The organism is Streptomyces sp. NPDC088733, from assembly GCF_044751185.1.
Classification (GTDB): domain Bacteria; phylum Actinomycetota; class Actinomycetes; order Streptomycetales; family Streptomycetaceae; genus Actinacidiphila.
Window position 1 is genome coordinate 1 of sequence record NZ_JBIVLH010000045.1, and the last position, 26,190, is coordinate 26,190.

At 73.3% G+C, this 26,190-nt stretch carries 21 protein-coding genes; 11 read left to right on the forward strand and 10 right to left on the reverse strand.

Features of this window, described 5'->3' with window-relative positions:
• Positions 1-252: 252 nt before the first annotated feature.
• Together ACIP64_RS40205 and ACIP64_RS40210 are read left to right on the forward strand one after the other, a co-directional pair.
• Positions 253-1,920, forward strand: a complete 1,668-nt coding sequence (locus ACIP64_RS40205; RefSeq protein WP_401597478.1) for a LamG-like jellyroll fold domain-containing protein — start codon at positions 253-255, stop codon at positions 1,918-1,920.
• Positions 1,921-2,066: 146 nt separating this feature from the next.
• Positions 2,067-2,543 (forward strand): hypothetical protein, encoded by a 477-nt coding sequence (locus ACIP64_RS40210; RefSeq protein WP_401597481.1) that lies wholly within the window; start codon positions 2,067-2,069, stop codon positions 2,541-2,543.
• 2 nt (positions 2,544-2,545) lie between these two features.
• On the opposite strand, the gene ACIP64_RS40215 is transcribed toward ACIP64_RS40210, so the two are convergent.
• Positions 2,546-3,529 (reverse strand): phosphotransferase family protein, encoded by a 984-nt coding sequence (locus ACIP64_RS40215; protein WP_401597483.1) that lies wholly within the window; start codon positions 3,527-3,529, stop codon positions 2,546-2,548.
• A 66-nt stretch (positions 3,530-3,595) separates the two neighbouring features.
• On the opposite strand from ACIP64_RS40215, the gene ACIP64_RS40220 reads away from it, so the two are divergent.
• From ACIP64_RS40220 to ACIP64_RS40235, 4 genes are all read left to right on the forward strand, one after another.
• Positions 3,596-4,216: a cyclodeaminase/cyclohydrolase family protein gene (locus tag ACIP64_RS40220; protein WP_401597485.1), complete on the forward strand. Its 621-nt coding sequence runs from the start codon at positions 3,596-3,598 to the stop codon at positions 4,214-4,216.
• Entirely contained in the window at positions 4,213-5,055 is an 843-nt protein-coding gene (locus ACIP64_RS40225) for a bifunctional 5,10-methylenetetrahydrofolate dehydrogenase/5,10-methenyltetrahydrofolate cyclohydrolase (RefSeq protein WP_401597488.1), read from the forward strand. The genes ACIP64_RS40220 and ACIP64_RS40225 overlap by 4 nt, the downstream gene beginning before the upstream one ends.
• Positions 5,056-5,592: 537 nt before the next feature.
• Positions 5,593-6,330 carry a hypothetical protein gene (locus ACIP64_RS40230; RefSeq protein WP_401597490.1) on the forward strand — a complete coding sequence of 246 codons (738 nt, stop codon included), beginning with the start codon at positions 5,593-5,595 and terminating at the stop codon, positions 6,328-6,330.
• A gap of 151 nt (positions 6,331-6,481) precedes the next feature.
• A complete protein-coding gene (locus tag ACIP64_RS40235) occupies positions 6,482-7,237 on the forward strand; it encodes an SDR family NAD(P)-dependent oxidoreductase (RefSeq protein WP_401597493.1) in 756 nt (251 codons plus the stop codon).
• A 57-nt stretch (positions 7,238-7,294) separates the two neighbouring features.
• On the opposite strand, the gene ACIP64_RS40240 is transcribed toward ACIP64_RS40235, so the two are convergent.
• Entirely contained in the window at positions 7,295-8,497 is a 1,203-nt protein-coding gene (locus tag ACIP64_RS40240) for an RtcB family protein (RefSeq protein ID WP_401597495.1), read from the reverse strand.
• Between the two features lie 232 nt (positions 8,498-8,729).
• Here ACIP64_RS40240 and ACIP64_RS40245 point away from each other — a divergent pair, with 232 nt between their 5' ends.
• The 3 genes from ACIP64_RS40245 to ACIP64_RS40255 all read left to right on the forward strand — a co-directional run bounded on the left by ACIP64_RS40245 (position 8,730) and on the right by ACIP64_RS40255 (position 11,759).
• Positions 8,730-9,539, forward strand: a complete 810-nt coding sequence (locus tag ACIP64_RS40245; protein ID WP_401597498.1) for a hypothetical protein — start codon at positions 8,730-8,732, stop codon at positions 9,537-9,539.
• A gap of 65 nt (positions 9,540-9,604) precedes the next feature.
• Positions 9,605-10,318: a DUF3558 domain-containing protein gene (locus ACIP64_RS40250; protein ID WP_401597501.1), complete on the forward strand. Its 714-nt coding sequence runs from the start codon at positions 9,605-9,607 to the stop codon at positions 10,316-10,318.
• Between the two features lie 118 nt (positions 10,319-10,436).
• A complete protein-coding gene (locus ACIP64_RS40255; RefSeq protein ID WP_401597503.1) occupies positions 10,437-11,759 on the forward strand; it encodes a DUF2637 domain-containing protein in 1,323 nt (440 codons plus the stop codon).
• 256 nt (positions 11,760-12,015) lie between these two features.
• Here ACIP64_RS40255 and ACIP64_RS40260 read toward each other — a convergent pair whose 3' ends face one another.
• Entirely contained in the window at positions 12,016-14,637 is a 2,622-nt protein-coding gene (locus ACIP64_RS40260) for an MXAN_6230/SCO0854 family RING domain-containing protein (RefSeq protein ID WP_401597506.1), read from the reverse strand.
• A 329-nt stretch (positions 14,638-14,966) separates the two neighbouring features.
• Positions 14,967-16,634 carry a lysine--tRNA ligase gene (gene lysS, locus ACIP64_RS40265; RefSeq protein WP_401597509.1) on the reverse strand — a complete coding sequence of 556 codons (1,668 nt, stop codon included), beginning with the start codon at positions 16,632-16,634 and terminating at the stop codon, positions 14,967-14,969.
• A gap of 128 nt (positions 16,635-16,762) precedes the next feature.
• Between lysS and argS the strand changes: the two genes are divergently transcribed.
• Both argS and ACIP64_RS40275 read left to right on the forward strand, forming a co-directional pair.
• Positions 16,763-18,517, forward strand: a complete 1,755-nt coding sequence (gene argS, locus ACIP64_RS40270) for an arginine--tRNA ligase (protein WP_401597512.1) — start codon at positions 16,763-16,765, stop codon at positions 18,515-18,517.
• A 92-nt stretch (positions 18,518-18,609) separates the two neighbouring features.
• Positions 18,610-19,416: a DUF4253 domain-containing protein gene (locus ACIP64_RS40275; protein ID WP_401597513.1), complete on the forward strand. Its 807-nt coding sequence runs from the start codon at positions 18,610-18,612 to the stop codon at positions 19,414-19,416.
• A 58-nt stretch (positions 19,417-19,474) separates the two neighbouring features.
• Here ACIP64_RS40275 and ACIP64_RS40280 read toward each other — a convergent pair whose 3' ends face one another.
• From ACIP64_RS40280 to ACIP64_RS40305, 6 genes are all read right to left on the reverse strand, one after another.
• Entirely contained in the window at positions 19,475-19,747 is a 273-nt protein-coding gene (locus ACIP64_RS40280) for a hypothetical protein (protein ID WP_401597516.1), read from the reverse strand.
• A gap of 345 nt (positions 19,748-20,092) precedes the next feature.
• Complete coding sequence (hemB, locus tag ACIP64_RS40285) at positions 20,093-21,094, reverse strand: porphobilinogen synthase (protein WP_401597519.1); 1,002 nt, start codon at positions 21,092-21,094, stop codon at positions 20,093-20,095.
• A 164-nt stretch (positions 21,095-21,258) separates the two neighbouring features.
• Positions 21,259-22,953: a uroporphyrinogen-III synthase gene (locus tag ACIP64_RS40290; RefSeq protein WP_401597521.1), complete on the reverse strand. Its 1,695-nt coding sequence runs from the start codon at positions 22,951-22,953 to the stop codon at positions 21,259-21,261.
• Entirely contained in the window at positions 22,950-23,927 is a 978-nt protein-coding gene (hemC, locus tag ACIP64_RS40295) for a hydroxymethylbilane synthase (RefSeq protein ID WP_401597523.1), read from the reverse strand. The genes ACIP64_RS40290 and hemC overlap by 4 nt, the downstream gene beginning before the upstream one ends.
• Positions 23,924-25,330 carry a glutamyl-tRNA reductase gene (locus ACIP64_RS40300; RefSeq protein WP_401597526.1) on the reverse strand — a complete coding sequence of 469 codons (1,407 nt, stop codon included), beginning with the start codon at positions 25,328-25,330 and terminating at the stop codon, positions 23,924-23,926. The genes hemC and ACIP64_RS40300 overlap by 4 nt, the downstream gene beginning before the upstream one ends.
• A complete protein-coding gene (locus ACIP64_RS40305) occupies positions 25,327-26,094 on the reverse strand; it encodes a redox-sensing transcriptional repressor Rex (RefSeq protein WP_401597528.1) in 768 nt (255 codons plus the stop codon). Before ACIP64_RS40305 ends, ACIP64_RS40300 begins: the two co-directional genes overlap by 4 nt.
• Between the last annotated feature and the right edge of the window lie 96 nt (positions 26,095-26,190).

Consider the following 26,190-nt stretch of genomic DNA (forward strand, 5'->3'; position numbering starts at 1 on the left):
GAGCTGATCGCCGAGCTGGAGTTCAGCGGGCGCGGGCCCGGGGGGGGGGGGGGGGGGGGGGGGGGCCGGGGCGGGGGGGGGGGGGGGGGGGGGGGGGGGGGGGGGGGGGGGGGGGGGGGGGGGGGGGGGGGGGGGGGGGGGGGGGGCCCCCCCCCCCCCGGGGGGGGGGCCCCCCCCCCCGCGACGGCCGGCACGAGCCACGGCGGCTCTTGGCGCCCCGACACCGACGACGCGCGCTTCACGCTGGTCGTGATGCCGGACACGCAGTACCTCTTCGACGGCGAGAGCATCCACCCGGCCCCCGTCGAGGCGTCGTTCCGGTACCTACTGGACCACGGCAAGGACGAGAACATCGTCTTCATGGCGCATCTGGGTGATGTCACCCAGAACGGCCAGGCCGGTGAATTCGCCGCCGTCGGCGACGCGTTCCGCATCCTGGACCGCAAGGGCGTGCCCTACAGCGTCGTCGCGGGCAACCACGACATCAACTCCTCCACCGACGACCAGCGGGGCGACTCCCCCTACCTGGACGTCTTCGGCCCGGACCGCTACCGCGACGCGCCCACGTTCGGCGGCGCCAGCCCGGACGGCTACAACCACTACCACCTGTTCCGCGCGGGCGGCCGCGAGTGGATGGTGCTCTCCCTGGACTGGCGGCCCTCGCCGGGCGGCATCGCCTGGGCGAAGGACGTCGTCGCGCGGCACCCCGGCACGCCGGTGGTCCTCACGACCCACGAGGTCGTGTACGCGAACACCTACGGCGACGAGGCGCAGCTGTCCGACCACGGCCAGGAGCTGTGGGACGAGCTGATCAACGACACGGACCAGATCTTCCTCACCCTGAACGGGCACTTCTGGCCGCCCGCCCGGACCACCCGCACCAACGCCGCGGGCAATGCCACCCACCTGCACATCACGAACTACCAGAACCGCTACTACGGCGGCGCCGCGATGATCCGGCTCTACCGCTTCGACCTGGCGCGCAACACCATCGACGTCGAGACCGTCTCCCCCTGGATCCTCGGCCGGGCCGGCGAGGGCCTGAACGCACTGGAGCGCGAGGAGGTCGAGCTGACGGGCCCGCAGGACCGCTTCGCCGTCGACATCGACTTCGCCGAGCGCTTCGCGGGCTTCGCCCCGGTCGCCGCGCGCCCGTCGCGTCCGGCCTCGCGGATGCTGATCCCCGGCACGGTCGCGTACTGGCGCTTCGACGCCTCCCACGACACCGACCGGGTGCGCGACCTGACGGGCCGCGGCAACGACCTCACCAAGGTCGTCGCGCCCGGCTCCGACCCGGCGACCGCCCTGACCTGGTCCGCCGAGCACCACCCCGACCAGCCCGGTCACGCCAGCCTGTACTTCGCCGGCGACAAGAGCCCGCTGCGCGGCGCCCACCTGACCACCGGCGACCACGCCCCGCTCAACTCGGCGACGTTCCGCTCCGGTTACACCTTCGAGGCGTTCTTCAAGCTCCCCGCCGACTGGGACGAGGGCCGCAACGCCTGGGCCGCCCTGCTCAGCCGCTGGGGGCTCAGCCGCGAGGCCGGCAAGACCGCGGGCGACCCCGACGAGCCGGTCGTGACGCTCAGCCTGTCCGGCGGGCGCGAGCTCCAGTGGTGCGTCTACCCGCTGAACACCGCCGGCTCGGTCACCAACTGGGGCCACGAGCTGCCGCTGGACACCTGGTGGCACGTCGCCGTCGTCAACGACGGCCGCCACACCACCATGTACGTCGACGGCTGCCCCGTCGCCCGCAACCCCTCCACCCGCGCCTCCGGCCTCACCGCCCTGGGCCTGCCCTGGATGCTCGGCGGCTACGAGTACGGGGGCAAGCTCGACCAGCTCCTGCACGGCTGGATCGGCGATGTCCGCATCAACGAACGCGCCCTGGAGCCCGGTGAGTTCATGAACGCGCGGTAGCCGCTCGGCCGCCTCTGAGCCCGTCCCCGCCCGCACAGGGCGGGGGCGGGCCGGGTGAACGCCGCGGGCGCGGTCTGCGTATCCCCTCGCGTAGCGGGTGCCGCACAAAAGCTGCCCGAGATCGTCACGAGGGTGAGGACCGGCCGATGAACAGTCAGAGCAACGTCTCCTTCCAGGCACTTCAGGCACTTCCCGACGGCGAGGCGGAACTGCCCCTGGTCGTCCACCTCCGCTGGGAGGACCTGGCGGCACTGGGCCGCGAGGCGAGCCGGCTGGCGGTGCGGCTGCAGCGCCCGGTGAGTCTGGACGAGGCGGCGGGGCACCATCTGCGGACCCGGTTCGGGGTGACGCACGCGCCGGAGAAGGACGAGCAGTCCAAGGCCGACGCCACCCGCGCCGTCACGGCACCGGCCGCCGCCGTGCCGACCACCGCGGCGCCGATGGCGATCACCCCGGGCACGGCGCAGCATTCCCAGGGGGCGCACGCGGCGCCCCCTGTCGTGACCGGGAGCGGCACCGGTACGGGCGCGGCCCCGGCGGCGCACCAGCCCGACCACGCCGGACGGGTCGGCCCGCTCGGCGGCCGCAACATGGTCGTGCAGCCCGGTGGTTCCGCCGGCTGACCTCAGCGGGCGGCCGCGGCGGCCCTGGCCTCCTCCGCCCACCGCCCGAGCGCGGCACGGCAGCTGCGCAGGTGGTCGGCGCCGTAGCCGCGCGGACCGCACTCGACGACGATGATCAGGCCGAGGTAGAGGCGGTAGAGCGCCAGCCGCTGCCGCATGCCGGGCCCGAAGTCCAGGTGCCCGCCGGCCTCGCGGTAGCCGGCGACGAGATCGCTGTCCGGGCCGGTGTCGCCGCCGAGGCCGAGGGAGACCAGTTCGGCCGCCGGGTCGCCGAAGAAGGCGCGTTCGTGGTCGATGAGGCCGGTGACGGCGGTGCCGTCGCCGGAGACGAAGACATTGCCGGGCCACAGGTCGAAGTGGACCAGCCGCGGCCGGTCGACCCGGGCGAGCGCCGACGCGCCGGCGGCGACCAGCTCCCGTATCTCCCCGGCCGGCACCCCGAGCGGGGAGTGCCATCGCGCGGCGTCCTCCAGCATCGCCTCGACCATCGCGGCGAAGGCGGACGGCCAGTCCGCCGCCGACAGCCCGGCTTCGGGGGCGGGGTAGCCGTAGCGGCCGTCCTGCGAGGTCAGGGTGTGCAGCCGCGCCGCGATCCGGCCGAGTTCGCGGCGCAGTGCGGCCTGCCGCCCGGGCGGGAGGCGGTCGGCGGCCTTGTCCCAGGGCGTTCCGGGCAGGACGGACAGCGCCATGAAGTCCGGCCCCGCGTGGAGCAGTTCGGGCAGCGGAACGCCGTCGAGGGCGGCGGCCCGGCGGTGCACCATGATCTCCGTCGCCATGATGCCGCGCTCGTAGCGCAGTACGGCGGCCTCCGGCGGGGGCGCGACCTTCACCACGGCGGGGCGTCCGTCGTCGAGCCGCACACGGTAGGCGGCGTTGAACCAGCCGTCCGTCAGCTCGGCCTCGACGCGGCAGCCGGTCCCGGCCGACGCGCGCAGCAGGGCGGAGAGCTGATCGGACGTCAGAGTGCGCTTGGTGAGGCTCCGCATGACCCGCATCGTAGGAGAGCGCTCCCACACCTGTCCCGGCCCTGCCGCCGTGAAAGGATCGCGGGCATGCGCGACCAGACGATCGGTGAGTTCCTGGAGGAGTTGTCCGCCCGGGTGCCGGCGCCGGGCGGGGGCGCCTCGGCGGCCCTGCACGCGGCCCAGGGCGCCGCCCTCGCGGCGATGGTCGCCCGCTACACCACGGGCGAGCGGTACGCCGCGCACGCCGCCGCCGTCGGGCGGATCGCCGCGGCCGCCGACGAACTGCGCGAGACCGCCCTGCGCCTGGGCGCCGAGGACGCCACCGCCTTCACCGCCGTCACCGACGCCTACCGGCTGCCCAAGGGCACCGACGAGGAGAAGACGGCCCGCTCGGCCGCCGTCGCCGCCGCCCTGGAGGGCGCGGCCCGCCCGCCGGCCGAGGTCGTCGGCGTCGCGGAGCGCGTGGTCGCGCTCGCCGAGGAACTGCTGCCGATCTGCAACCGCAACGTCCTGTCGGACGTCGCCGCCGCCACGGAGGCGGCCCGCGCCGCCGCCGGAACCGCGCGGGTCAACATCGAGATCAACCTCGGCGGCATCAAGGACGGCACCGTCCGGGCCGGATTCTCCGCGACCGCCGGCGCCGCCGGCCCGCTCATGGACCGTGCCGACCGCGTGACCGACGCCGTACGCCGGGAGATCGCGCGATGAGCCCCGCACGCACCCTGTCGGGCAGGGAACTCGCCGCCGCCCTGCGGGAGGAGACCACCGCCCGCGCCGCCGCGCTGACGGCGGCGGGACGGCCGCCCCGGCTCGCGGTCGTCGTCGCCACCGCCGACGAGTCCAGCGCCTGGTACGTGCGCTCCATCGCGCGCGCCGCCGCCGCGTCCGGCATCGTCTGCGACATCCACGACCTGGGCCCGGAGGCGACCGCGGCCGCCCTGCGCGCCGAACTCACCCGGCTCGGCGAGGACATCGCCGTCCACGGCGTCATCCTGCAGACCCCGCTGCCGGCGGGCGCCGCTCTGGAAGACCTGGCGTCGGCCGTTCCGCCCGGCAAGGACGTCGACGGCGCCAACCCGGTCAGCCTCGGCCGGCTCGCCGCGCGGCTGCCCGCGTTCGCCCCGGCGACGGCGGAGGCGGTCGTGGCGCTCCTGGAGCACCACGGGATCGAGTTGTCCGGCCGGCACGTCGCCGTCGTCGGCCGCTCCACGGTGGTCGGCAAGCCCGCGGCGCTCCTGCTGCTCGACCGGGACGCCACGGTGACCGTCTGCCACTCCCGCACCCCCGACCTGGCCGCCGTGACCGCCGGCGCGGACGTCGTCGTCGCGGCGGCCGGCCGCCCCGGACTGATCTCGGCCGCGCATGTGCGTCCCGGGGCCGTCGTGATCGACGTCGGGACCAACCCCACCCCCGAGGGCGGTCTCGTCGGCGACGTGGACGCCGCCTCGGTCATGCCGCACGCGGGCGCGCTCACCCCGGTCCCCGGCGGTGTGGGCCCGGTGACCACCGCGCTCCTGCTCCAGCACGTGGTGCGGGCGGCGGACTGACGTCCTCCCCCTGGAGGGGAGAGTGCCCGTCCTCCGTGCGCTCGGCACGTCGTCCTGCCCTGCGCCGGCGACGCGCCCAGCCCGGAGGTGGAGGCCGCCGCCTCACTGCTCCGCAGGCACGCGCGGCGTCCTCAGCGCCCTGCTGGTGCTGCCGGCCGGGCCCCGGCGGCCCGCGGCACCGCGCTCTGTCCAAAGCCCGCCGCACCGCACATGGACCCGGTGGCGCGCGGGGGCGTCGAGGCGTTCTACGTACGGGAGTTCACGCCGACGGCACCGCGGCGCCTCCCCGGGGTGCCCGGGGCCGCGGTGGAGCCGGTCCGCAGGACCTCCCGTACGGGGGCGCGCGGCTACACCCGTCACGCCGGGTGGCACAAGCCCTACGCACTTGCTCTGTTCCCGGACTACTTTCGTATGGCAATCTCATCTACACGTCGTACGCTCAGGCCCCACCGGCCTCGTGCGCCCCTTTCCGCCCTCCCTTGCGTTCCCCCGGCTGTTGTCCCGCTGTTTCACAGGACCGACGAAGAGAAGACCGCTGTGGCGCCCCTGCCCCTCACTCTCGCGGCTCGTCTGCTGCCCACCGCCGTACTCGCCATCGTCGGCTGGACGATGGCCTCGTCCCAGCACGACGCCGCGAGCCCGTCGGCCGCCGGCGGTTCCCCGTCACGGCCGTCGGCGCCCTCCGGCGGTTCCGGCTCCTCGAACGGCTCCGGCCCCTCCGGCGCACCGGAGTCCCCCGGCAGCTCCGGGGCCCCGGCGATCACGTACACCAAACCGCCCGCGCCCTGCACGGCGATGACGGCGGCCACGATCAAGAAGCTGGTGCCGGAGGCCAAGACGGCGGGCAAGTCGCTCGCCCTCACCGACCCTTCGCACCGCACGGGCTGCTCCTGGAACGCGCTCAAGGGCTTCGACTACCGCTGGCTGGACGTGACCTTCGAGGTCGCCTCGAGCGGCAACGGGCAGAGCGCCGAGAAGGCGGCGCAGGCCTCGTACGACCGCTCGAAGAAGCCGAACACCGCAGCGGGCATCGGCGACGAGGCGTCCATGTCCATCCAGGTGACCACGGAGGACGGGCAGCAGACGCGCGAGGCCGTCGTGGTCTTCCGCAAGGACAACGCGGTCGTGACCGTCACCTACAACGGCAGCGACTTCGAGTCCAAGAAGGCGCCCGGCGTCTCCGAGGTGCGCGACGGCGCGCTGGCCGCGGCCAAGGACGCCCTCGCCGGACTCGCCAAGGCGTCGACCTCCGCCACCGGCGACCAGAGCGCCTGACCCCGCCGCCCCACCTGCCGCGCCCCGCCGGTCCCGCGCGGGTGGTTCGGGCGGCCCACCACCGTGCGCTCCCCCAGCGGCGGCCCGCCTATGCTCCCCTCATGGCCAGGCAGCGCAGCCGCGTACCGGCGAGAGCGAAAGGCAGCACGACATGAGCCCCCGTACCGCAGTCGTCACCGGAGCGAGCAGCGGCATCGGCGCCGCCACCGCCCGCCGGCTCGCCGAAGCCGGCTACCACGTCGTGCTCACCGCCCGCCGCGCCGACCGGCTCGACGCCCTCGCCAAGGAGCTCACCGCGGCCGGCCACTCCGCCGCCGCCGTCGCCCTCGACGTCACCGACCGCGCCGCGGTCGACGCGCTCGCCGGGTCCCTGGACCGCTGCGACGTGCTCTTCGCCAACGCCGGGGGCGCGCTCGGCGCCGACCCCGTCGCGACCGCCGATCCCGAGGAGTGGCGGACGATGTACGAGGTGAACGTGCTGGGTGTGCTCCACACCGTGCAGGCGCTGCTGCCGAAGCTCGTCGCCTCCGGTGACGGCACCGTGGTGATCCTGTCGTCCACCGCGGCCCTCACGCCCTACGAGGGCGGCGGTGGCTACGTCGCCGCCAAGCACGGCACGCACGCCCTCGCCGGCACCCTGCGCCTGGAACTGCTCGGGCAGCCCGTCCGGGTCGTGGAGATCGCGCCCGGCATGGTGAAGTCGGAGGGCTTCGCCCTCACCCGCTTCCACGGTGACGAGGAGAAGGCCGCCGCGGTCTACGCGGGCGTCGCCGAGCCCCTCACCTCCGACGACATCGCCGACGCCGTCACCTGGGCCGTCACCCGCCCCGCCCATGTGAACGTCGACCTCATGGTCGTCCGCCCCCGCGCCCAGGCCGCCCAGCACCGGGTGCACCGCGAGCCGTGACCCGGGCCGGACACGGCCGTCCCCCGGACCGGCGGCGCCGGCCCGGGGGCACGCGCGTCATCCCTTGACGCAGACGACCTGCTTGAGCTTCGCGACGACCTCCACGAGATCCCGCTGCTGCTCGATGACCTTCTCGATCGGCTTGTAGGCGCCGGGGATCTCGTCCACGACACCCGAGTCCTTGCGGCACTCGACGCCTCTGGTCTGCTCCTCCAGGTCCCGCGTGGAGAACCGCTTCTTCGCCGCGTTGCGGCTCATCTTGCGGCCCGCGCCGTGCGAGGCGGAGTTGAAGGCGTCGGGGTTGCCGAGGCCGCGGACGATGTACGAACCGGTGCCCATGGAACCGGGGATGATCCCGTAGTCGCCGCTGCCGGCCCTGATCGCGCCCTTGCGGGTGACGAGCAGGTCCATGCCCTCGTACCGCTCCTCCGCCACGTAGTTGTGGTGGCAGGAGATGACCTGGTCGAAAGTGACCTTGGCCTTCCGGAACTCGCGCCGCAGCACCTCCTGGAACAGGGCCATCATGATCGCGCGGTTGCGCTTCGCGTAGTCCTGCGCCCAGAACAGGTCGCGCCGGTACGCCGCCATCTGCGGGGTGTCCGCGATGAAGACGGCCAGGTCGCGGTCGATCAGGCCCTGGTTGTGCGGCAGCTTCTGGGCCTCGCCGATGTGGTGCTCGGCGAGTTCCTTGCCGATGTTGCGCGAACCCGAGTGCAGCATCAGCCAGACCGAGCCCTCCTCGTCGAGGCAGACCTCGATGAAGTGGTTGCCCGACCCGAGGGTGCCCATCTGCTTCACCGCGCGCTCCTGCCGGAACCTGACCGGCTCGGCGAGGTCGTCGAAGCCGTCCCAGAATCCGTCCCAGCCGCTCGCCGGCAGGCCGTACAGGCGGCCCGGGTCGACCGCCTCGTCGTGCATGCCCCGGCCCACCGGGATGGCCTGCTCGATCTTGGAGCGCAGCCGCGACAGGTCGCCGGGCAGGTCGTTGGCCGTCAGAGAGGTCTTGACGGCGCTCATGCCGCAGCCGATGTCGACACCGACCGCGGCGGGGCAGACCGCGCCGTGCATGGCGATGACGGAGCCGACCGTGGCGCCCTTGCCGTAGTGGACGTCGGGCATGACCGCGAGGCCCTTGATCCACGGGAGCGAGGAGACGTTGCGCAGTTGCTGCATCGCGACGCCCTCGACCGCGGCCGGGTCGGTCCACATGCGGATCGGCACCCGGACGCCGGGGACCTCGGTGTAGGTGGATGTGGACATCTGCGTTTCCCCCAGGGGTGGTTCATGGAACGGTTCAACCAATAAAGCACTCAAAAATGAATAAAAGCCATGCATCAATAAAAAACGACATCAGGGAGGAAGTCATCCATACAGCCCCCGGGCCCGGCGACGGCCGCGGCCGGTGCGGTAGACATTGTGTCTACCCGGTGTCATCGCCCGCCAAGGGATTTACGTGAGCGCCGGGCCACCGCCGGAGGAAGGGGCCACCTCAGTGCAGCCATCGGGAGACCGCGCCAACCGGGTCCGGGCACTGCTGAGCGGGACGTGCGCCGTGGCACTGGCCGCCGCGGCGCTGGCCGGCTGCAGCGGCTCCGGCGACGCGGGGAGCGGCACGGCCGCCGCCGACGCGGCCAACGGCGCCCAGACCGTCGCGGCGGCCCCGCCCGGCAAGTACCGCGTGCTGCCCGAGCCGTGCGGCTCGGTCTCCGCCGCGACCATCGCGTCGCTCGTGCCGAACGCGGGCGACGCCGCGGGCGAGGCGAGCGTGACGTTCGACACGGACCGCAAGGTCGGCTGCAAGTGGATGGGCCGGACCGCCCTCGGCAACCGGTACCTCCAGATCGACCTGGAGCGCGTGGTGTCGTACGACCCCGCGGTCAGCGACGACGACCAGGCAGCGACCGACTACCGCACCCGCGCCGCGGAGGCCGACGTCCCCCTGGTGCCCACCGGCGGCCAGGCGGGCGCGGCCACGCCCCCCGGCGCCCCCGACCCCTCGACGAGCCCCAGCTCGACGGGGGTTTCCGCACCGCCGAGCGGCAGCCCCTCAGGCGCCCCGGCGGACTTCGCGCCGCGCGTCCTGGACGGCCCCGGTGACGCCGCCTTCCTCGACGACGCACTGGTGACCCGGGACTCCGGCCTGCACCGCGACGTGACCGTCGTCTTCCGCATCGCCAACGTCCTCGTCACCGTCGCCCTCTCCCAGTGGTCGATGGACAAGTCGGTCGAACCGCCCAGTCCCGACCTCCAGGCCGGCGCCCGCCAGGTCGCCGCGGAACTGGCAGATCAACTGGACGAATGAGGCGATCCGCGTAGTCTGGCCATTTGCGCCATGCCAGGACACGCGAAGAAGTGAGCGAAGGACACATGCACCGATCAGCCCCACGCCTCGCCCGTCTGCTCGCCTGCGCCGCCGTGCCGGTGACCCTCGCCACCGCCTGCTCCTCCGGCTCGGACGCGCCGAAGGCACAGGCCGGCGCGGAGCGGACGGCGTCCGCCGCGTCCCCCTCGGGATCGCCCGCGGCCTCCGCCTCACCGGCCGTCGCCCCGGCGAAGTACGCGCAACTGCCCGTCGCCTGCGAGGCCGTCGGCGCCAGGACCGTCGCGTCCCTCGTCCCGAAGGCGAAGAAGCGCTCGGGCACGCCCGTCACCTCGGGCTCCGCCGACGAGCGCGGCGGCTGCTCCTGGAACGGCCTCAACGGCTACCAGTACCGCTGGCTGGACGTGTCCCTCCAGCGCTACGACGCCGTGGCCGGGCTCGGCTCCGCCGAGGAGCAGGCCGTACGGCGCTACAACGAGCTGGTCGCGCAGGCGAAGGCCGCCAAGGGCGCCACGAGCGAGACCGTCACGGCCGCCGGGACGTGGGACGCGGGCACCGCGGTCACCTCCAGGACCACGAAGGACAAGGAGGAGTACCGGGACGTCACGGTCGTCGCCCGCTCCGGGAACGCCGTCGTCGCGCTCACCTACAACGGCGCCGGCCTGGAGGACGCCAAGACCCCGCCGGCCGACGAACTGCGCAAGAACGCCTTGAAGGCGGCCAGGGAAGCCGCCGCTTCCGTCGCGGCGGCGAACGCGTAACAACTCCCCCGTCGCCGTACCGATTCACCACGTTTGTACGACAAGCCCATTGACCCGTGTGGCAGGCTGGGCAGGCCAGTTTCCGAGCCTTGGAGGGTCGCGGGTGTCCGCGATACGCATGAACCGGACGCAACGCATCCTGGTCGGTGTGGTGGTCGCCGGAGCGGTGGTCATCGCAGCGATCGGCTTCGCGGGCTCGTACGCGGCGGTGCGCGAACTCGCGCTCGCCAAGGGATTCGGCTGGTTCGCCAACGTCTTCCCGGTCGGTGTCGACGCGGGAATCGTGGTCCTGCTCGCGCTGGACCTGCTGCTGACCTGGCTGCGCATCCCCTTCCCGCTGCTGCGCCAGACCGCGTGGCTGCTGACGGCGGCGACGATCGCCTTCAACGGCGCGGCGGCCTGGCCGGACCCGCTGGGCGTCGGGATGCACGGCATCATCCCGATCCTCTTCGTGGTCTCGGTGGAGGCGGCCCGGCACGCGATCGGCCGGATCGCCGACATCACGGCCGACAAGCACATGGAGTCGGTGCGCCTGGCCCGCTGGCTGCTGGCGCCGCTGCCGACCTTCCGCCTGTGGCGCCGTATGAAGCTGTGGGAGCTGCGCAGCTACGACGAGGTCATCCGGCTGGAACAGGAACGTCTCGTCTACCAGGCCCGGCTGCGCGCGCGCTACGGCCGCGCCTGGCGCCGCAAGGCCCCGGTGGAGTCGCTGATGCCGCTGCGGCTCGCCCGCTTCGGCGTCCCGCTCACCGAGACCGGGCCCGTCGGCCTCGCGGCGGCCGGCATCGAGGTGCCGTCGGCGCCGGCGCCCGCCGCGCTGCCCGCCCCGGAACCGGCCGGTCTCACCGCGGCAGGAACCGAGCAGCTGTGGCCCGCGCAAGCAGCGGCTCCTGCCGTCGTACCGCAGCATCACGAGTCCGGGCTCGCTCGGGCCACGACGCCCGCCCAGGCACCGACGCCGGCGAATGCGGGGGAACAGCCGAACCAGTGGTTCGCCGCTCCTGAGCCCGTGCCCTACCGGGGCGGCTACGACCCGCACAGCGAGCCTTACGCATATGCGCCGCCACAGCAGCAGGCCTTCGCCAACGGACGGCCGCAGCAGGCCCCGGTACCGCAGCCCCGCGCTCCCGAGCCTGCTCCGGAGCAGCTGCCCGTACCGGTCCAAGAGCAGGCGCCGGAGCCGTCCCTGCAGGTGCCGAACGGCGCGGGTGGGACGCGTCCCCTCGGCGAGGGCATAGCGGACGCGATGCCCTCGGACGAGGACCTGTACCGGGTGTTCCGGCAGTCGATAGAGGGCGAGGGCATGCCCACACCCGGCGCTTTCGCCGCGAACATCCTGGCTGCGTACGGGGTGAGCTACTCGGCTCGCGAGCTGAGCGGCTACCACGACCAGTTCGCGGCCCGTCTCAACAGTCAGATGATGGAAGACCACATCGCGTAGGGCCGACAGAGGCCGGACTGTTCGGCGCCCGATGACGGGTGTGCAGCGCCAGGTTCCGTGATGAGCCCTGGCGCATCATGTGCCGGCAGGCCTCACGGCGCGGACCCCGTGGTCCACACGGTTCCATACGCCGGACGTGCCGAACGCGCGCTCGCCCGGGCACATGGGGAGGCCCCTTTTCCGGCGGGCGGACGAGCGTGCGCCGGGCGGGCAATGCCCGCCCCCCGTACGACCGTAGGGCCCGCCGCGTGGCGCATCACCTGGTCACCGCGGCCGGGGCCGGGGGCAGCGCGGCGACGACGTCCGCCGCCGACAGCAGCCGCACCCGCGACGCGTCGAGCCCCGCCGGGTGCAGCGCGAACACCTCGCCGCCCTCGGGAAGTTCGAGGTCCCCGCGGATCAGCCAGGCCAGCCGAGCCCGCCCGAGTGCCTCGGGCACCTCGACGTCGCCGTCCGCGTCGGGCGACCCGATCCGGGCCGCGAAGCCGGCCACCGCCTCCCCGGCGCGGCGCCGGTACGCCGTCACCGAGCCGTCCGTGTGCCGCAGCAGCACCGTCGCGGCGCGGGCGGCCGCCTGCCACACGGCCAGTTCGCCCAGGCCCACGCGGGCGCCGGAGGCGAACTGGGCGGTCAGGGCCTTGCCGAGCAGGCCGAGGTCGTCCCCGTGCCGCGCGACCGAGTGGTGCGTGCCGGTGACGCCCTTCGTCACGTCCAGCCAGCGCATCGTGCGGTTCACCACGTCGACGACCAGCGGCACGCTCGCCCGGGCCCGGCCGGTCAGGTCGTAGCGCTGCTCCACGGCGCGGGCGTCGAAGACCGGCCCCCGGTTCCCGGGCAGCTCGCGGACCATGAGCCCGGCGAACGCCTCGGCCAGGGCCTCGAACGGGACGCTGTTGAACGAGAAGACCACCGCGACCACATGGCGGACCCCGGCGGCCGCGAGCGCGTCCAGGTCGAGGTCCACGAACTCCGCCGCGCCCCGCGGCGCCGGGGCGCTGGTCAGGTCGCCCGAGTGCACGGCGGCGTCCGCCCCGAACCGCAGGCGCGTGTAGTCGCAGTGGCCGACCGCGTTCCACTCGGCGTCGAACAGCGCCGTGGACAGGTCCAGGTCGGTCCGGCCGGACTCCTCGCTCTCCATCCAGTGCAGGAACAGCCGCAGGGTCCGCCCGTCCGGGACGGGCAGTTCGCTGCCGCGCGGCAGCGTGACCAGGGCGCGCGAGGCCGTGCGCTCGGTGAACGGCGCGATCACGCCGTCCAGGCCCGTGTCCACGACGGCGACGTCGGCGGCCTCCCCCTGCGCCGCCCTCCGCAGCACCTCGGCCTCCAGCACGGCGACGGCCCGCGCGACGACGTCGGCCCCGATGGGCAGCCGGTCGTCCTCCACCAAGTGCGCCTTGGCAGTGCCGCCCTTGGGGAAGAACACGCGGGTGGGGACCGCGCGGAGACGGCTGCGCAGCTCGCCGAGCGCGGACAGCAGCACGGCGGGCGACACCCGCGTCACCGCGGGCTCCAGCGCGGACAGGACGGTGTCGGCGTCCTCGGCGACCGACAGCCGCAGCAGGTGGTCGAGTCGGCGCACGAACTCGCCCGGCCTCTGCGCCAGCAGGACGACAGCGGCCGGCACGTCCGTGGCGTGCAGCGCGGCCTCGACCCGGCCCGCCCAGCCGCGCACCCGGACCGTGGTCCCGGTGGCGTCGATCCGCGTGTCCGCGCCGGCCGCCGTCCGCAGGGTCGCGGTGAGCGCGTCGCCGTCGGCGAGCCGGGTGTCGCGCAGCGCCGCGACGGCCAGTGCCGCCCGGGGGAAGCGGTCCGCGTACTCGAAGGGGTGCAGCAGTTCGGCGACCCGCAGCCACGCGTGCCGGTGCCGGCGCATGTCCTGCACGGCGAGGTCGGGGGCCAGGCCCTCCAGCACGCCGAGCAGGGCGCGCCGCAGCGGCCGGGGCACCGAGACGAAGCGCGGCAGGTCGACCAGGCCGGGGTCGCCGCCGGAGCGCACGGCGAGCAGCCGCAGGATGTCGGTCGCCGTGTCGATGCGGGCGGTCGCGGCCGGGACCGTCGTCCCGTGGGCGGCGGCGTCCGCCAGCAACCAGGCCAGGACGCGGGCCTTGGTCTCGCGGCCGGGGATGTGCTCGGGCAGCCAGGAGACGTCCGCCCGGTCGCGGGTCTCCAGCAGTGCCGCCAAATCGTCGGCGTCCTGCGGGCTCAGGGCGCCGGTCCTGGCGAGGAGCCCGTGGATCTCGCGCACCGCGTCCGCGTCCCGGGCGGCGAGGTCGCCGCCGTGGTGCAGGACGCGCAGCCGCTCGGGGAGGGCGCGGCGGCGGCCGCCGAAGCGGCGCGGCCGGCGCGGCCGCAGGAAGGGGTCGTCGGCGTCGATGCGGCGGTGGCAGACGGGGCACGCGGAGAAGTCCGCGCCGTCGAAGCAGCTCCGGCACACCAGGTGCGCGCAGGGCGAGACGGCGTGGACGGTGCCGTCCGTGCCGCACAGGACGCACGGCTGCTCCGGGTACTGGAAGAGCAGGGTCAGCACGCGATCGACGTAGAACGCGAACGTGTCGGCCGGTGTGCTGGTGGGGAAGTCGCGGAACAGCGGCACGTGCGGCCTGTCCGCGCCGAGCGCCTCGTCGATGTCGGCCAGCAGCGCGCGGCCCGCGGCGGCCAGCGCGGTCTCGCCGCGCCCGGCGAGCGCTTCGCGCAGCCCGGACGACATCAGGTAGCCGCGGTCCAGGAGGTCGGCCTCCAGCAGCGCCGCACCGGCGGCGCTGCCGAGCGACCCGCCCACCGGGGCGGAGGGCAGGTAGACGGCTCCGCGGCGGGCGAGCATGACGGCCGCGAGCGGACGCGGAACGGTCGTGGCGGGTGCGGTCGTGGTCGTGAACATCGCTGTTTCTCCCCCTGGTTGACCTCAGGGCGGGAAATGGGCGCGCTGAAATCCATCGCAAGAATGCGACTTAGCGGTGAGAAGGAAGCACGCCCGTGAGCCGCCCCGGGTCCGGTCCGGTCGCCGGACCGGTGACGCCGGTTGCGCGCGGGGCGGGAAGGGGGTGCACTCGATTCAGTGAGAGTGAAGAGAAGGAAGCACACCGGGAGCCGCCCCGCGCTCGACGACCATAACGCCCCGCGCGCCGCGGCGCGTTCGAATATTCGCCCCGGGACGCGCGACGGCGGCGGGTGGCACGGCCACCCGCCGCCGTCGTGCACGAGCCGGGGTCAGCTGCCCGCGAGCAGCTCCCGCACCCGGTCCTGGCCCACGGCCAGCAGCAGGGTGGGCAGCCGGGGGCCGGTGTCCCGGCCGACCAGCAGGTTGTAGAGCAGGGCGAAGAACGAGCGCTGGGCGGCCTTGAGTTCCGGCGTCGGCTTGGCGTCCGGCGCGAAGCCCGCCTGCGTCTTCGGCACTCCGTAGACCAAGGTGGTCAGCCCGTCCAGCGACCAGTGCTCGGGCAGCCCGTCCACCAGCAGCTTCAGCGCCTCGCGCTCCTCGCCGGACAGTGCCTCCAGGGCCGCCGCGTCGGGCTCGGTGCGGACCCGGGTACGGGCCTCCGGCTCGACGTGGGTGCTGACCCAGTGCTCGGCGCAGTCCAGGCGCGGCCGGGCGTCGTCCAGGGAGGCCAGCGGCCGCTCCTGGTCGAGGTCGCGCAGGATGCGCAGCGTCTGCTCCTCGTCGCCGGTCGTGATGTCCACGACCGAGGCGAGGGTGCGGAAGGACAGCTTGTGCGCGGTGGTCGGGAGCTCACCGCTCGACGTGCGCGCGGCCCGCGAGTGCACCGCGACGTCGACGGGTGCGGCCGTGCCCTCGGCGACCTTGCGCTCCAGCGCGTCCCACTCGTCGTAGGTGCGGGAGATCTCGTCGCCGAAGGAGATGTTGAACGCCTGGTTCGGCCGGCGGCGGGCGTACAGCCAGCGCAGCAGCTGCGGCTCCATGATCTGCAGGGCGTCGGCCGCGATCGGCACACCGCCCTTGGAGCTGGACATCTTGGCCATGCCGCTGATGCCCACGAACGCGTACATCGGGCCGATGGGCGGCTCGGCGCCGAAGATCTCGCGCACGAGCTGCTGGCCGACCATCCACGAGGAGCCGGGCGACTGGTGGTCCACGCCGGACGGCTCGAAGTCCACGCCCTTGAAGGCCCAGCGCATCGGCCAGTCGACCTTCCACACCAGCTTGCCGCGGTCGAACTCGCTCAGCCGGACCGTCTCGCGGTTGCCGCAGGCCTGGCAGTCGTAGGTGAGCTCGGTGGTGTCGTCGTCGTAGGCGACGACCGTGGTCGTGTCCTTGCCGCAGGCGGAGCAGTACGGCTTGTACGGGTAGTACTCGGGGGCCTGCTCCAGCGACGCTTCCTCGTCGTCCTGCTCCTCGCCGCCGGACTTCTTCTTCGTCCGGTAGCGGCCGAGCACCTCGTCGATCCGGCGCCGCTCGCGCATCGCGTGCAGGATCTGCTCGCGGTAGGTGCCGGAGGTGTACTCGACGGTCTGGCTGATCTCGGTGACCTCGACGCCGAGCGCGGCCAGCGCCTCGCGGAAGGGCGCCTTGAAGTGGTCGGACCAGCTCTCGTACGCACTGCCCTCGGGCGCCGGGACGGCGGTCAGGGGCTTGCCGATGTGCTCCGCGTACGAGGGATCGTAACCGGCCGGGACCTTGCGGTACCGGTCGAAGTCGTCCCACGACAGGATGTGCTCGCAGGGCACGCCGCGCCGCTTGATCTCGTCGGCGACCAGGTGCGGGACCATGATCTCGCGGAGGTTGCCCAGGTGGATCGGCCCGGACGGGCTGATCCCGGAAGCGACGGTGATTTTCTTGCCCGGAGCCCGCCGCCCGGCTTCCGCGATGACGTCGTCCGCGAAGCGGGCGACCCAGTCGGCCTCGGTGCTCTGAGCCACTGTCTCGACTTCCTTCCACCAGTGCAGCGGGTAGCTCGGTACCCGGCAATTGTCCCAGAGAAAAATGAGTGGTAGCGCGTGGGATACTGAGGGTTGATCTCTGATCCCTCTCAGGAAGCACCCATCCCATGGCCTCGGTCAACTCGCTTTCCGCCACGATCCAGCAGCGCGTCGCTGACGCCCTCGGTGCCGACCCGCTGCTGCGACGTAGCGACCGGGCCGACTTCCAGGCCAACGGTGTGCTGGGCCTCGCCAAGCGGAACAAGGCGAACCCGCGCGAGCTGGCCGCCGAGGTCGTGGCCGCCCTCCCGAAGGACGACGGGCTCATCGCCGACGTCGAGGTCTCCGGCCCCGGGTTCCTGAACATCACCGTCGCCGACGCCGCGATCACCCGGACGCTGGCCGCCCGGGCCGCCGACGACCGGCTCGGCGTGCCCGCCAAGGCCGACCCCGGCATCACGGTGATCGACTACGCGCAGCCGAACGTGGCCAAGGAGATGCACGTCGGCCACCTGCGGTCCTCCGTGATCGGCGACGCGCTCGTCAAGATCCTGGAGTTCGAGGGCGAGACGGTGGTCCGGCGCCACCACATCGGCGACTGGGGCACCCAGTTCGGCATGCTCATCCAGTACCTGGTCGAGCACCCGCACGAGCTGGACCACGGGGACCGCGACGGCACCGACGCCGCCGAGGAGGCCGGCGAGGCCTCCATGTCGCGCCTCAACCGGCTCTACAAGGCGTCCCGGACGGTCTTCGACTCCGACGACGACTTCAAGACCCGGTCGCGGAAGCGGGTCGTGGACCTCCAGGCGGGCGAGCCGGAGACGCTGGCGATGTGGCAGCGGTTCGTGGACGAGTCGAAGATCTACTTCAACTCGGTCTACGACAAGCTCGACATCGCGATCCGGGACGAGGACGTCGTCGGCGAGTCCGGCTACAACGACATGCTCGTGGAGACCTGCACGCTGCTGGAGAAGTCCGGTGTGGCCGTGCGCTCCAACGGCGCGCTGTGCGTCTTCTTCGACGACATCAAGGGCAAGGACGGCGAGCCCGTCCCGCTCATCGTGCAGAAGGCCGACGGCGGCTTCGGCTACGCCGCGACCGACCTGTCCGCCGTCCGGAACCGCACCGCGGACCTGCACGCGAACACGCTGCTGTACGTGGTCGACTCCCGGCAGGCCCTGCACTTCAAAATGGTCTTCGAGACGGCCAAGCGGGCCGGCTGGCTGACCGACGAGGTCAAGGCGCTCCACATCCCGTTCGGCACCCTGCTCGGCAAGGACGGCAAGCCGTACAAGACCCGGTCCGGTGAGACCTTCCGGCTGGTCGACCTGCTGGACGAGGCGGTGGAGCGCGCCGCGACCGTCATCCGGGAGAAGTCCTCGGAGCTGACGGACGAGGAGGTCGCCGACCGGGCCAGGGAGGTCGGCATCGGCGCGATCAAGTACGCCGACCTGTCCACCTCCCTCGGCCGGGACTACGTCTTCGACCTCGACCGGATGGTCTCGCTCAACGGCGACACGAGCGTGTACCTCCAGTACGCGTACGCACGTATCCAGTCGATCCTCCGGAAGGCGGGCGACGCGAAGCCGGTGGCGCACCCTGAGCTGCCGCTGGCCCCGGCCGAGCGGTCACTCGGCCTGCTGCTGGACGAGTTCGCGGAGACCCTGGCGGGTGTCTCGGAGACGTACGAGCCGCACAAGCTGGCCTCGTACCTCTACTCGCTGGCCTCGGCGTACACCACCTTCTACGACCAGTGCCCGGTCCTGAAGGCCGAGACCCCGGAGCTGCGGGAGAACCGCCTCTTCCTCTGCGACCTGACCGCCCGCACCCTGCGGCAGGGCATGGCGCTGCTCGGCATCCGCACCCCCGAGCGCCTCTGACGCGCCCCGCGTCCGCTCGACGGCGGCCCTGGTGGAAGTACCGACTCCCTCCGGGGCCGCCGTTGTCAGTGGCGGGTCATAGATTCACGGCCATGGCGACGCTTCCCAACCAGCTCCCGAAACTCGCGCAGGACCCCTCGGGCCGGTCCCTGGGACTCGGACTCCCGCCCGGCCGCCTCGTCGACGCGACGAATGAGGGCTGCTGGCACGAGCCGCTGCTCTGGCACGCGGACGGAGCCGCCGCACCGGACGCCTGGGAGCGGTTGCTCCCCGCACGCATGTCGGCGGGCCTGCATCCGCTGCTGCTGTCGATGGACGCGGCGATGCCGGCCACCCGCGAGCTCTCCCCCGGGACGATGTCGTACCCCGGCGACCACGACGCCGAGGACGTCCTGGCCGGATTCTGGGACTTCGAGGAGGACTTCGGCGCGGACGAGGCGGAACTGGTCGCCCCCTTCGGCCGGGAGTGGCCGGGGCCGGCCCCGGCAAGGGAGTCGGAGGCCGATCCGGACGTCCGGGCCGCCGAGGTCGCGGCGTCGGTGGCCGGGGCGGGTTGGTTCAAGGACCCCCGAGCGGCCCTTGTCCCCGCGCGGCGCAGCGCCGACATCCCGGCGGCCATCGGCTGGACCGGCCCGCTCAACCACGAGAACGACGTGGCCCGGCTCTGCGCCGTGCTGCGTTCCTGGGAGGACCGCTTCGGCGTGCGGGTCGTGGCCCTGTCCTTCGACGTCCTGGTGCTCTCCGTCGCCGCGCCGCCGGTGGATCAGGCCGGGGCCGAGGCGATCGCAGCGGAGCACTTCGCCTTCTGCCCGGACAACATCACCCAGGGCAGTGGTTCCCTCCGCACCTACGCGAAGTCGCTGCTCGGCGAGCGGTGCTGGACCTTCTGGTGGGACTGAGCACAAAGGCGGGGGCGCCCTCCCCCGAGTCGGAAGGGCGCCCCCGCGATGTCATCCGTCAGCGGTTGTGACCCCAGCGGTGGCCCCAGTGGTGACGGCCGTGGTGACGGTGGTGACGGTGGTGGCCCCAGCGGTCGTGGCGGTGGCCCCGGTCGCGACCCCAACGGTCGCCATAGTCATTGCCACGGTCGCCGTAGCCGTGGCCACGGTCGTGCGTCACGTGAGCTGCCGCCTTGGGCGCCACCTCGGTGGCGGCGCTGGCAGCCGTGGCACCACCCATCAGCACGGCGGCCGCGACACCCAGCGCGGCGACAAATCGGGAAGCCCGCATTGCGGTCTCCTTTCTCGGCGGCGCTTGCGCGTCCGCCCCGGTTTGGACACCACGATGCTTCCCGGCGATATGCCCCTTTCATTCGGGATCGCGAGCAAACCCACTTGATGTAACGAAATATCACCTCGATGGGAACCGGAGTACGGCGTGGCGGCGTCACGCGCGTCCGAGCGCACCCCGACATCACAAAACCGCAGGTCGCAGGCGTGGAGCCGGCTCCGTACCGCCAGGTCCGCACACCCGCCCTGCGCACAGGTGTCCCGGCCCGGCGGTCCGGCCCTGTCCGGGGCCGATGCGCCAAGGCCGTCAAAAACCACCGCTCAAGGGCCCGTTGGCCCCGCGCGGTCAGAGCCGGTTCGCGACCTCGGTCGCCCAGTACGTGAGGATCAGCTGCGCGCCGGCGCGGTGGATCGAGGTCAGGGTCTCCATGATCGCGCGGTCGCGGTCGATCCAGCCGCGCTCGGCCGCGGCCTCGACCATCGCGTACTCACCGCTGATCTGGTAAGCCGCGACGGGAACGTCCACGGTCTCGGCGAACTTGGCGAGCACGTCCAGGTAGGGCAGGGCGGGCTTGACCATCACCATGTCGGCGCCCTCGGCGAGGTCGAGGGTCAGCTCGCGCAGCGACTCGCGGAAGTTGGCGGGGTCCTGCTGGTACGTCTTGCGGTCGCCCACCAGGGACGAGCCGACGGCCTCGCGGAAGGGGCCGTAGAACGCGGAGGCGTACTTGGCGGTGTAGGCCAGCACGGAGACGTCCTGGCGGCCCGCGGCGTCCAGCGCCTCACGGACGACGCCGACCTGACCGTCCATCATGCCGCTGGGGCCGACGACATGGACGCCGGCGTCGGCTTGGACGCGGGCCATCTCGGCGTAGCGCTCCAGGGTGGCGTCGTTGTCGACCCGGCCCTCGGCGTCCAGGACGCCGCAGTGGCCGTGGTCGGTGTGCTCGTCCAGGCACAGGTCGGCCATGACCACCAGCGCGTCACCGACCTCGGAGACGACGTCGCGGATGGCGACCTGGAGGATGCCGTCCGGGTCGGTGCCGGGGGTGCCGACCGCGTCCTTCTTCTCGTCGAGCGGGACACCGAAGATCATGATCCCGCCGACGCCCGCCTCGGCGGCCTCGACGGCGGCCTTGCGGAGGGTGTCGCGGGTGTGCTGGACGACGCCGGGCATCGAGGACAGCGGCACGGGCTCGTGAATGCCTTCACGAACGAACACCGGCAGGATCAGTCCGGCCGGGTCGAGGCGGGTCTCCGCGACCATGCGGCGCATCGCCGGCGTGGTGCGCAGTCGGCGCGGACGCGCGCCGGGGAACCGACCGTAACGAGTACCGCTTCCGCTCATGACCGTGTCGCGCCTCTCCGTCGCCGTGGCTTCCGTTCACCACGGTACGCCCGCGACAGGGGTGCTCTTCCCGACCACATGTCGGGCTCCGGGCCGTACGCCCGCGGGGCGGCCGGCCGGTCGGGCCGGCCGCCTCGCGGGCGGCGCGAAGGGTGCGCCGGGTCTCAGACCCGGGCGCGGCGGCGCGAGCCGGGGCGGCGCTCGCTGGGCCTGGTGACCGGGTCGCCTGCCGCGAGGGCCGCCTCGCGGCGCCGTACTCCGAAGTCGGCCAGGGCCTGCGCCAGCGCCTGCACGGACGGCTCGGGGGCCATCACGTCCACCCGCAGCCCGTGCTCCTCCGCCGTCTTGGCGGTGGCGGGGCCGATGCAGGCGATGACGGTGACGTTGTGCGGCTTGCCGGCGATGCCGACGAGGTTGCGCACCGTGCTGGACGAGGTGAACAGCACCGCGTCGAAGCCGCCGCCCTTGATGGCCTCGCGGGTCTCCGCCGGCGGGGGCGAGGCGCGGACGGTCCGGTAGGCCGTGACGTCGTCGACCTCCCAGCCGAGCTCCACCAGGCCCGCCACGAGCGTCTCGGTGGCGATGTCGGCGCGGGGCAGGAAGACCCGGTCGATGGGGTCGAAGACGGGGTCGTAGGGCGGCCAGTCCTCCAGCAGCCCGGCCGCGGACTGCTCGCCGCTGGGCACGAGGTCCGGCTTCACGCCGAAGTCCACGAGGGCACGCGCCGTCTGCTCGCCGACCGCCGCGACCTTTATGCCGGCGAAGGCGCGGGCGTCGAGCCCGTACTCCTCGAACTTCTCGCGGACCGCCTTGACGGCGTTGACCGAGGTGAAGGCGATCCACTCGTAGCGCCCGGTGACCAGGCCCTTGACGGCGCGCTCCATCTGCTGCGGGGTGCGCGGCGGCTCGACGGCGATCGTGGGCACCTCGTGCGGCACCGCCCCGTAGGACCGCAGCTGGTCCGAGAGGGAGACCGCCTGCTCCTTGGTGCGCGGCACGAGGACCTTCCAGCCGAACAGGGCCTTGGTCTCGAACCAGGAGAGCAGGTCGCGTTGCGTGGTCGGTTCGCCGACCACGGCTATCGCCGCGATGGGGCCCTCCGGGGTGGGGAGCGCCTTGGTGGCCTTCAGCTCGGCGGCGATGGTCGCCAGCGTGGCGGTCCAGGTCCGCTGCCGGGTGGTGGTGCCGGCGACGGTGACGGTGAGCGGGGTGTCGGGCTTGCGCCCGGCGGAGACCAGCTCGGCGGCGTTGGCGGCGACGGTCTGCAGGGTCGTGGAGACCACCACCGTCGCGTCGCTCGCGCCCGCCTCGCTCCAGCAGCGGGTGGAGGCGGTGGCCGCGTCGACGAAGCGCACGTCACCGCTGAGCGGGACACCGGCGTACGCGGGCACGCCGACGGCCGCGGCGACGCCCGGAACCACCTCGAAGGGGATGCCTGCGTGGGCGCAGGCGAGCATCTCGGCGGCGGCCTGGGGGTCGAGTCCGGGGTCGCCCGCGACCGCTCGGACCACCCGCTTGCCGGTGCGCGCGGAGGCCGTGCAAAGCTTGGTCGCGGCGGCCGACGTGCTCAACTCGCCCTCGGCGACGGCCGGCTCCGCCGTGTCCACGCCTGCCCGGGCGTGCGTGCGCACGACTTCGAGCACCTGCTGGTCGGCGACCAGCAGATCGGCACGGGCCAGGGCCTCGACGGCCCGCAGGGTCAGCAGACCCGGGTCGCCGGGTCCGGCACCGAGGAAGGTGACGTGCCCGAGGACCGGAAGGGGCGGCCCGTCGGCAGTGCGGCCGGCGGTGCCGGCACTGCCTGCCGTGGCATCGGCGGCGGTCGTGGTGTTGGTCGCTGCGGCGGCGGTGGGGCTCAAAGTACGCGCTCCCCCATAAGACCGGCCGCACCCTTGGCGAGCATCTCGTCGGCGAGCTCGCGGCCCATGGCCGAAGCTTCCTCGCGAGAGACGGGGGTGGGACCAGTGATGGACATCTGCACCAGCGAGGAGCCGTCGGTGGTCCCGACGACACCGCGCAGGCGCAGCTCGGTGATGTGCCCGTCGGCACCTTCGTAGGCGGGCTCCGCCAGCGCGCCCACGGGCGCGGAGCAGCCGGCCTCCAGGGCGGCGAGCAGTGCGCGCTCGGCGGTCACGGCGGCCCGGGTGAACGGGTCGTCGAGCCCGGCGAGCACGGCGGCGAGCTCTGCGTCGGCCGCAGAGCACTCGACGGCCAGCGCCCCCTGTCCGGGGGCGGGCAGCACGACGTCGGGGGAGATCAGCTCGGTGACCTCGGACAGGCGCCCCAGCCGGCTCAGCCCGGCCGCGGCCAGGACGACACCGTCGAGGTCGCCCGAGGCAACGTATCCGATGCGCGTGTCCACGTTGCCGCGGATCGGCACGGTCTCGATGCGCACGCCGAGCGAGCGGGCCCAGGCGTTCAGCTGGGCGGCGCGGCGCGGCGAGCCGGTGCCGATCCGGGCACCGCGCGGGTCCGTGGCGAGCTGCTCGAAGGTCAGGCCGTCGCGGGCCACCAACGCGTCCCGCGAATCCTCGCGGGACGGGATCGCGGCCAGCGTCAGCCCTTCGGCGTCGCCGGTGGGCAGGTCCTTCAGGGAGTGGACGGCGAAGTCGATCTCACCGCTCAGCAGCGCGTCGCGCAGCGCGGAGACGAACACCCCGGTGCCGCCGATCTGCGCCAGGTGCTCGCGGGAGACGTCGCCGTAGGTGGTGACCTCCACCAGTTCCACGTCGCGGCCGGTGAGCCGGCGCACCTGGTCGGCGACCAGTCCCGACTGCGTCATCGCCAGCGCGCTGCGCCGGGTTCCCAGTTTCAGTGCGGTGGGCCTTGTCATGCCCGCCCTCGATTCGGTTCAGTCGTGACGGCCCCGGTCGACGCGGCCGGCGGCGGGACCACCGGTACGGCCGGGGAGTCGGCCCGGCTGACGGCGGCGACCGCCTGCGGGTCCAGGTCGAAGAGTTCGCGCAGCGCGTCAGCGTACCCGGCTCCGCCGGGTTCGCCCGCAAGCTGCTTGACCCGCACGGTGGGCGCGTGGAGGAGTTTGTCCACCACGCGGCGCACGGTCTGGGTCACCTCGGCGCGTTCGCGCTCGTCCAGACCGGGCAGCCGGCCGTCGAGGCGGGCGAGCTCGGTGGCGACCACCTCGGCGGCCATCGCGCGCAGGGCGATCACGGTCGGCGTGATGTGCGCGGCGCGCTGGGCGGCGCCGAACGCCTCGACCTCTGCGGAAACGATCTTTCGGACCTGGTCGACGTCCGCCGCCATGGGGGCGTCGGCCGCGGCCGTGCCGATGGTCTCCAGGTCGGTGAGATGCGCTCCGTCGATGGCGTGCACCAGCGGGTCGATGTCCCGCGGCAGCGCCAGGTCGAGCATGCCGATGGGCGCGGCCGGCCCGCCGGCGGCGCGCAGGGCGCGGGTCAGGGTGGCGCGGGCGACCGTGTCGGCGGTCAGCACCAGGCCGGTCGCGCCGGTGCAGGACACCACGATGTCGGCGTGCGGCAGTTCCGCGGCCAGGTCGTCCATGGGCACCGCGCGGCCGCCGACGGACTCGGCCAGCCGCTCGGCGCGCTCGTGCGTGCGGTTGACGACCACGATCTCGCCGGCCCCGGCCCGGGCCAGGGTCGCTGCGGCGAGCGAGCTCATCGAGCCCGCGCCGACGACCAGTGCGCGCTTGCCCCTGCCCCACTCGGCGAAGCCGGTGCCGCCGATGGCCTGTGCCATCTGGTCCAGGCCGAAGGTGACCAGCGACTGCCCGGCCCGGTCGATCCCGGTCTCGGAGTGGGCCCGCTTGCCGACCCGCAGCGCCTGCTGGAACAGGTCGTTCAGGGTCCGGCCGGCGGTGTGCAGCTCCTGGCCGAGGCCGAGCATGTCCTTGATCTGGGCGAGGATCTGGCCCTCGCCGACAACCATGGAGTCCAGGCCGCAGGCGACCGAGAACAGGTGGTGGACGGCCCGGTCCTCGTAGTGGACGTACAGGTGCGGGGTGAGCTCGTCCAGCCCGACGCCGCTGTGCCGGGCGAGCAGCGTGGACAGCTCGGCGACCCCGGCGTGGAACTTGTCGACGTCCGCGTACAGCTCGATGCGGTTGCAGGTCGACAGCACCGCCGCCTCACTGGCCGGCTCCGCGGCCAGCACGTCGTGCAGCAGATCGGCCTTGGTGTCCTCGGCGAGCGCGGCCCGCTCCAGGACGCCGACCGGGGCGGTGCGGTGGCTCAGCCCGACCACGAGGAGGCTCATGCCGGCATCACGGCGGGGACGTCCCCGTCAGGTCCCGGGCGGTCGCCGTCGCGGACCGCCTTGGCCGCCACCGGGGGAACCGAGAGAGCGCCCTCCAGTTCCTCGCCGGCCTTGCGCTGCTCGTGGAAGGCGAGGATCTGCAGTTCGATGGAGAGGTCGACCTTGCGGACGTCGACCCCGTCGGGGACGGTCAGCACGGTCGGGGCGAAGTTCAGGATCGAGGTGACCCCGGCGGTCACCAGGCGGTCGCAGACCTCCTGGGCGGCACCGGCGGGCGTGGTGATCACGCCGATGGACACGTGGTTGTCCCGCACGATGGACTCCAGCTCGTCCGCGTGCCGCACCGGCAGCCCCGCGATCGGCCGGCCGGTGAGCGCCGCGTCCGCGTCGATGAGCGCGGCGATGCGGAAACCGCGGGAGGCGAAGCCGCCGTAGTTGGCGAGCGCGGCACCGAGATTGCCCATACCGACGATCACGACCGGCCAGTCCTGGGTCAGGCCCAGCTCGCGGGAGATCTGGTACACGAGGTACTCGACGTCGTAGCCGACACCGCGGGTTCCGTAGGAACCGAGGTAGGAGAAGTCCTTGCGGAGCTTGGCGGAGTTCACTCCGGCCGCCGCCGCGAGTTCCTCCGACGACACCGTGGGCACCGATCGCTCGGAGAGCGCGGTCAGGGCCCGCAGGTACAGCGGGAGCCTGGCGACGGTGGCCTCGGGAATCCCTCGGCTCCGGGTCGCCGGTCGGTGAGTTCGGCCAGTTGCCACGATGCTCCTGCGGGTAGAGCTGGGCTGCGGACGGCACCCCTCGATGGGGCCGCCCCGTACACGCCAGGCTATGTCTTTGTGAACGCGTGCACAAAG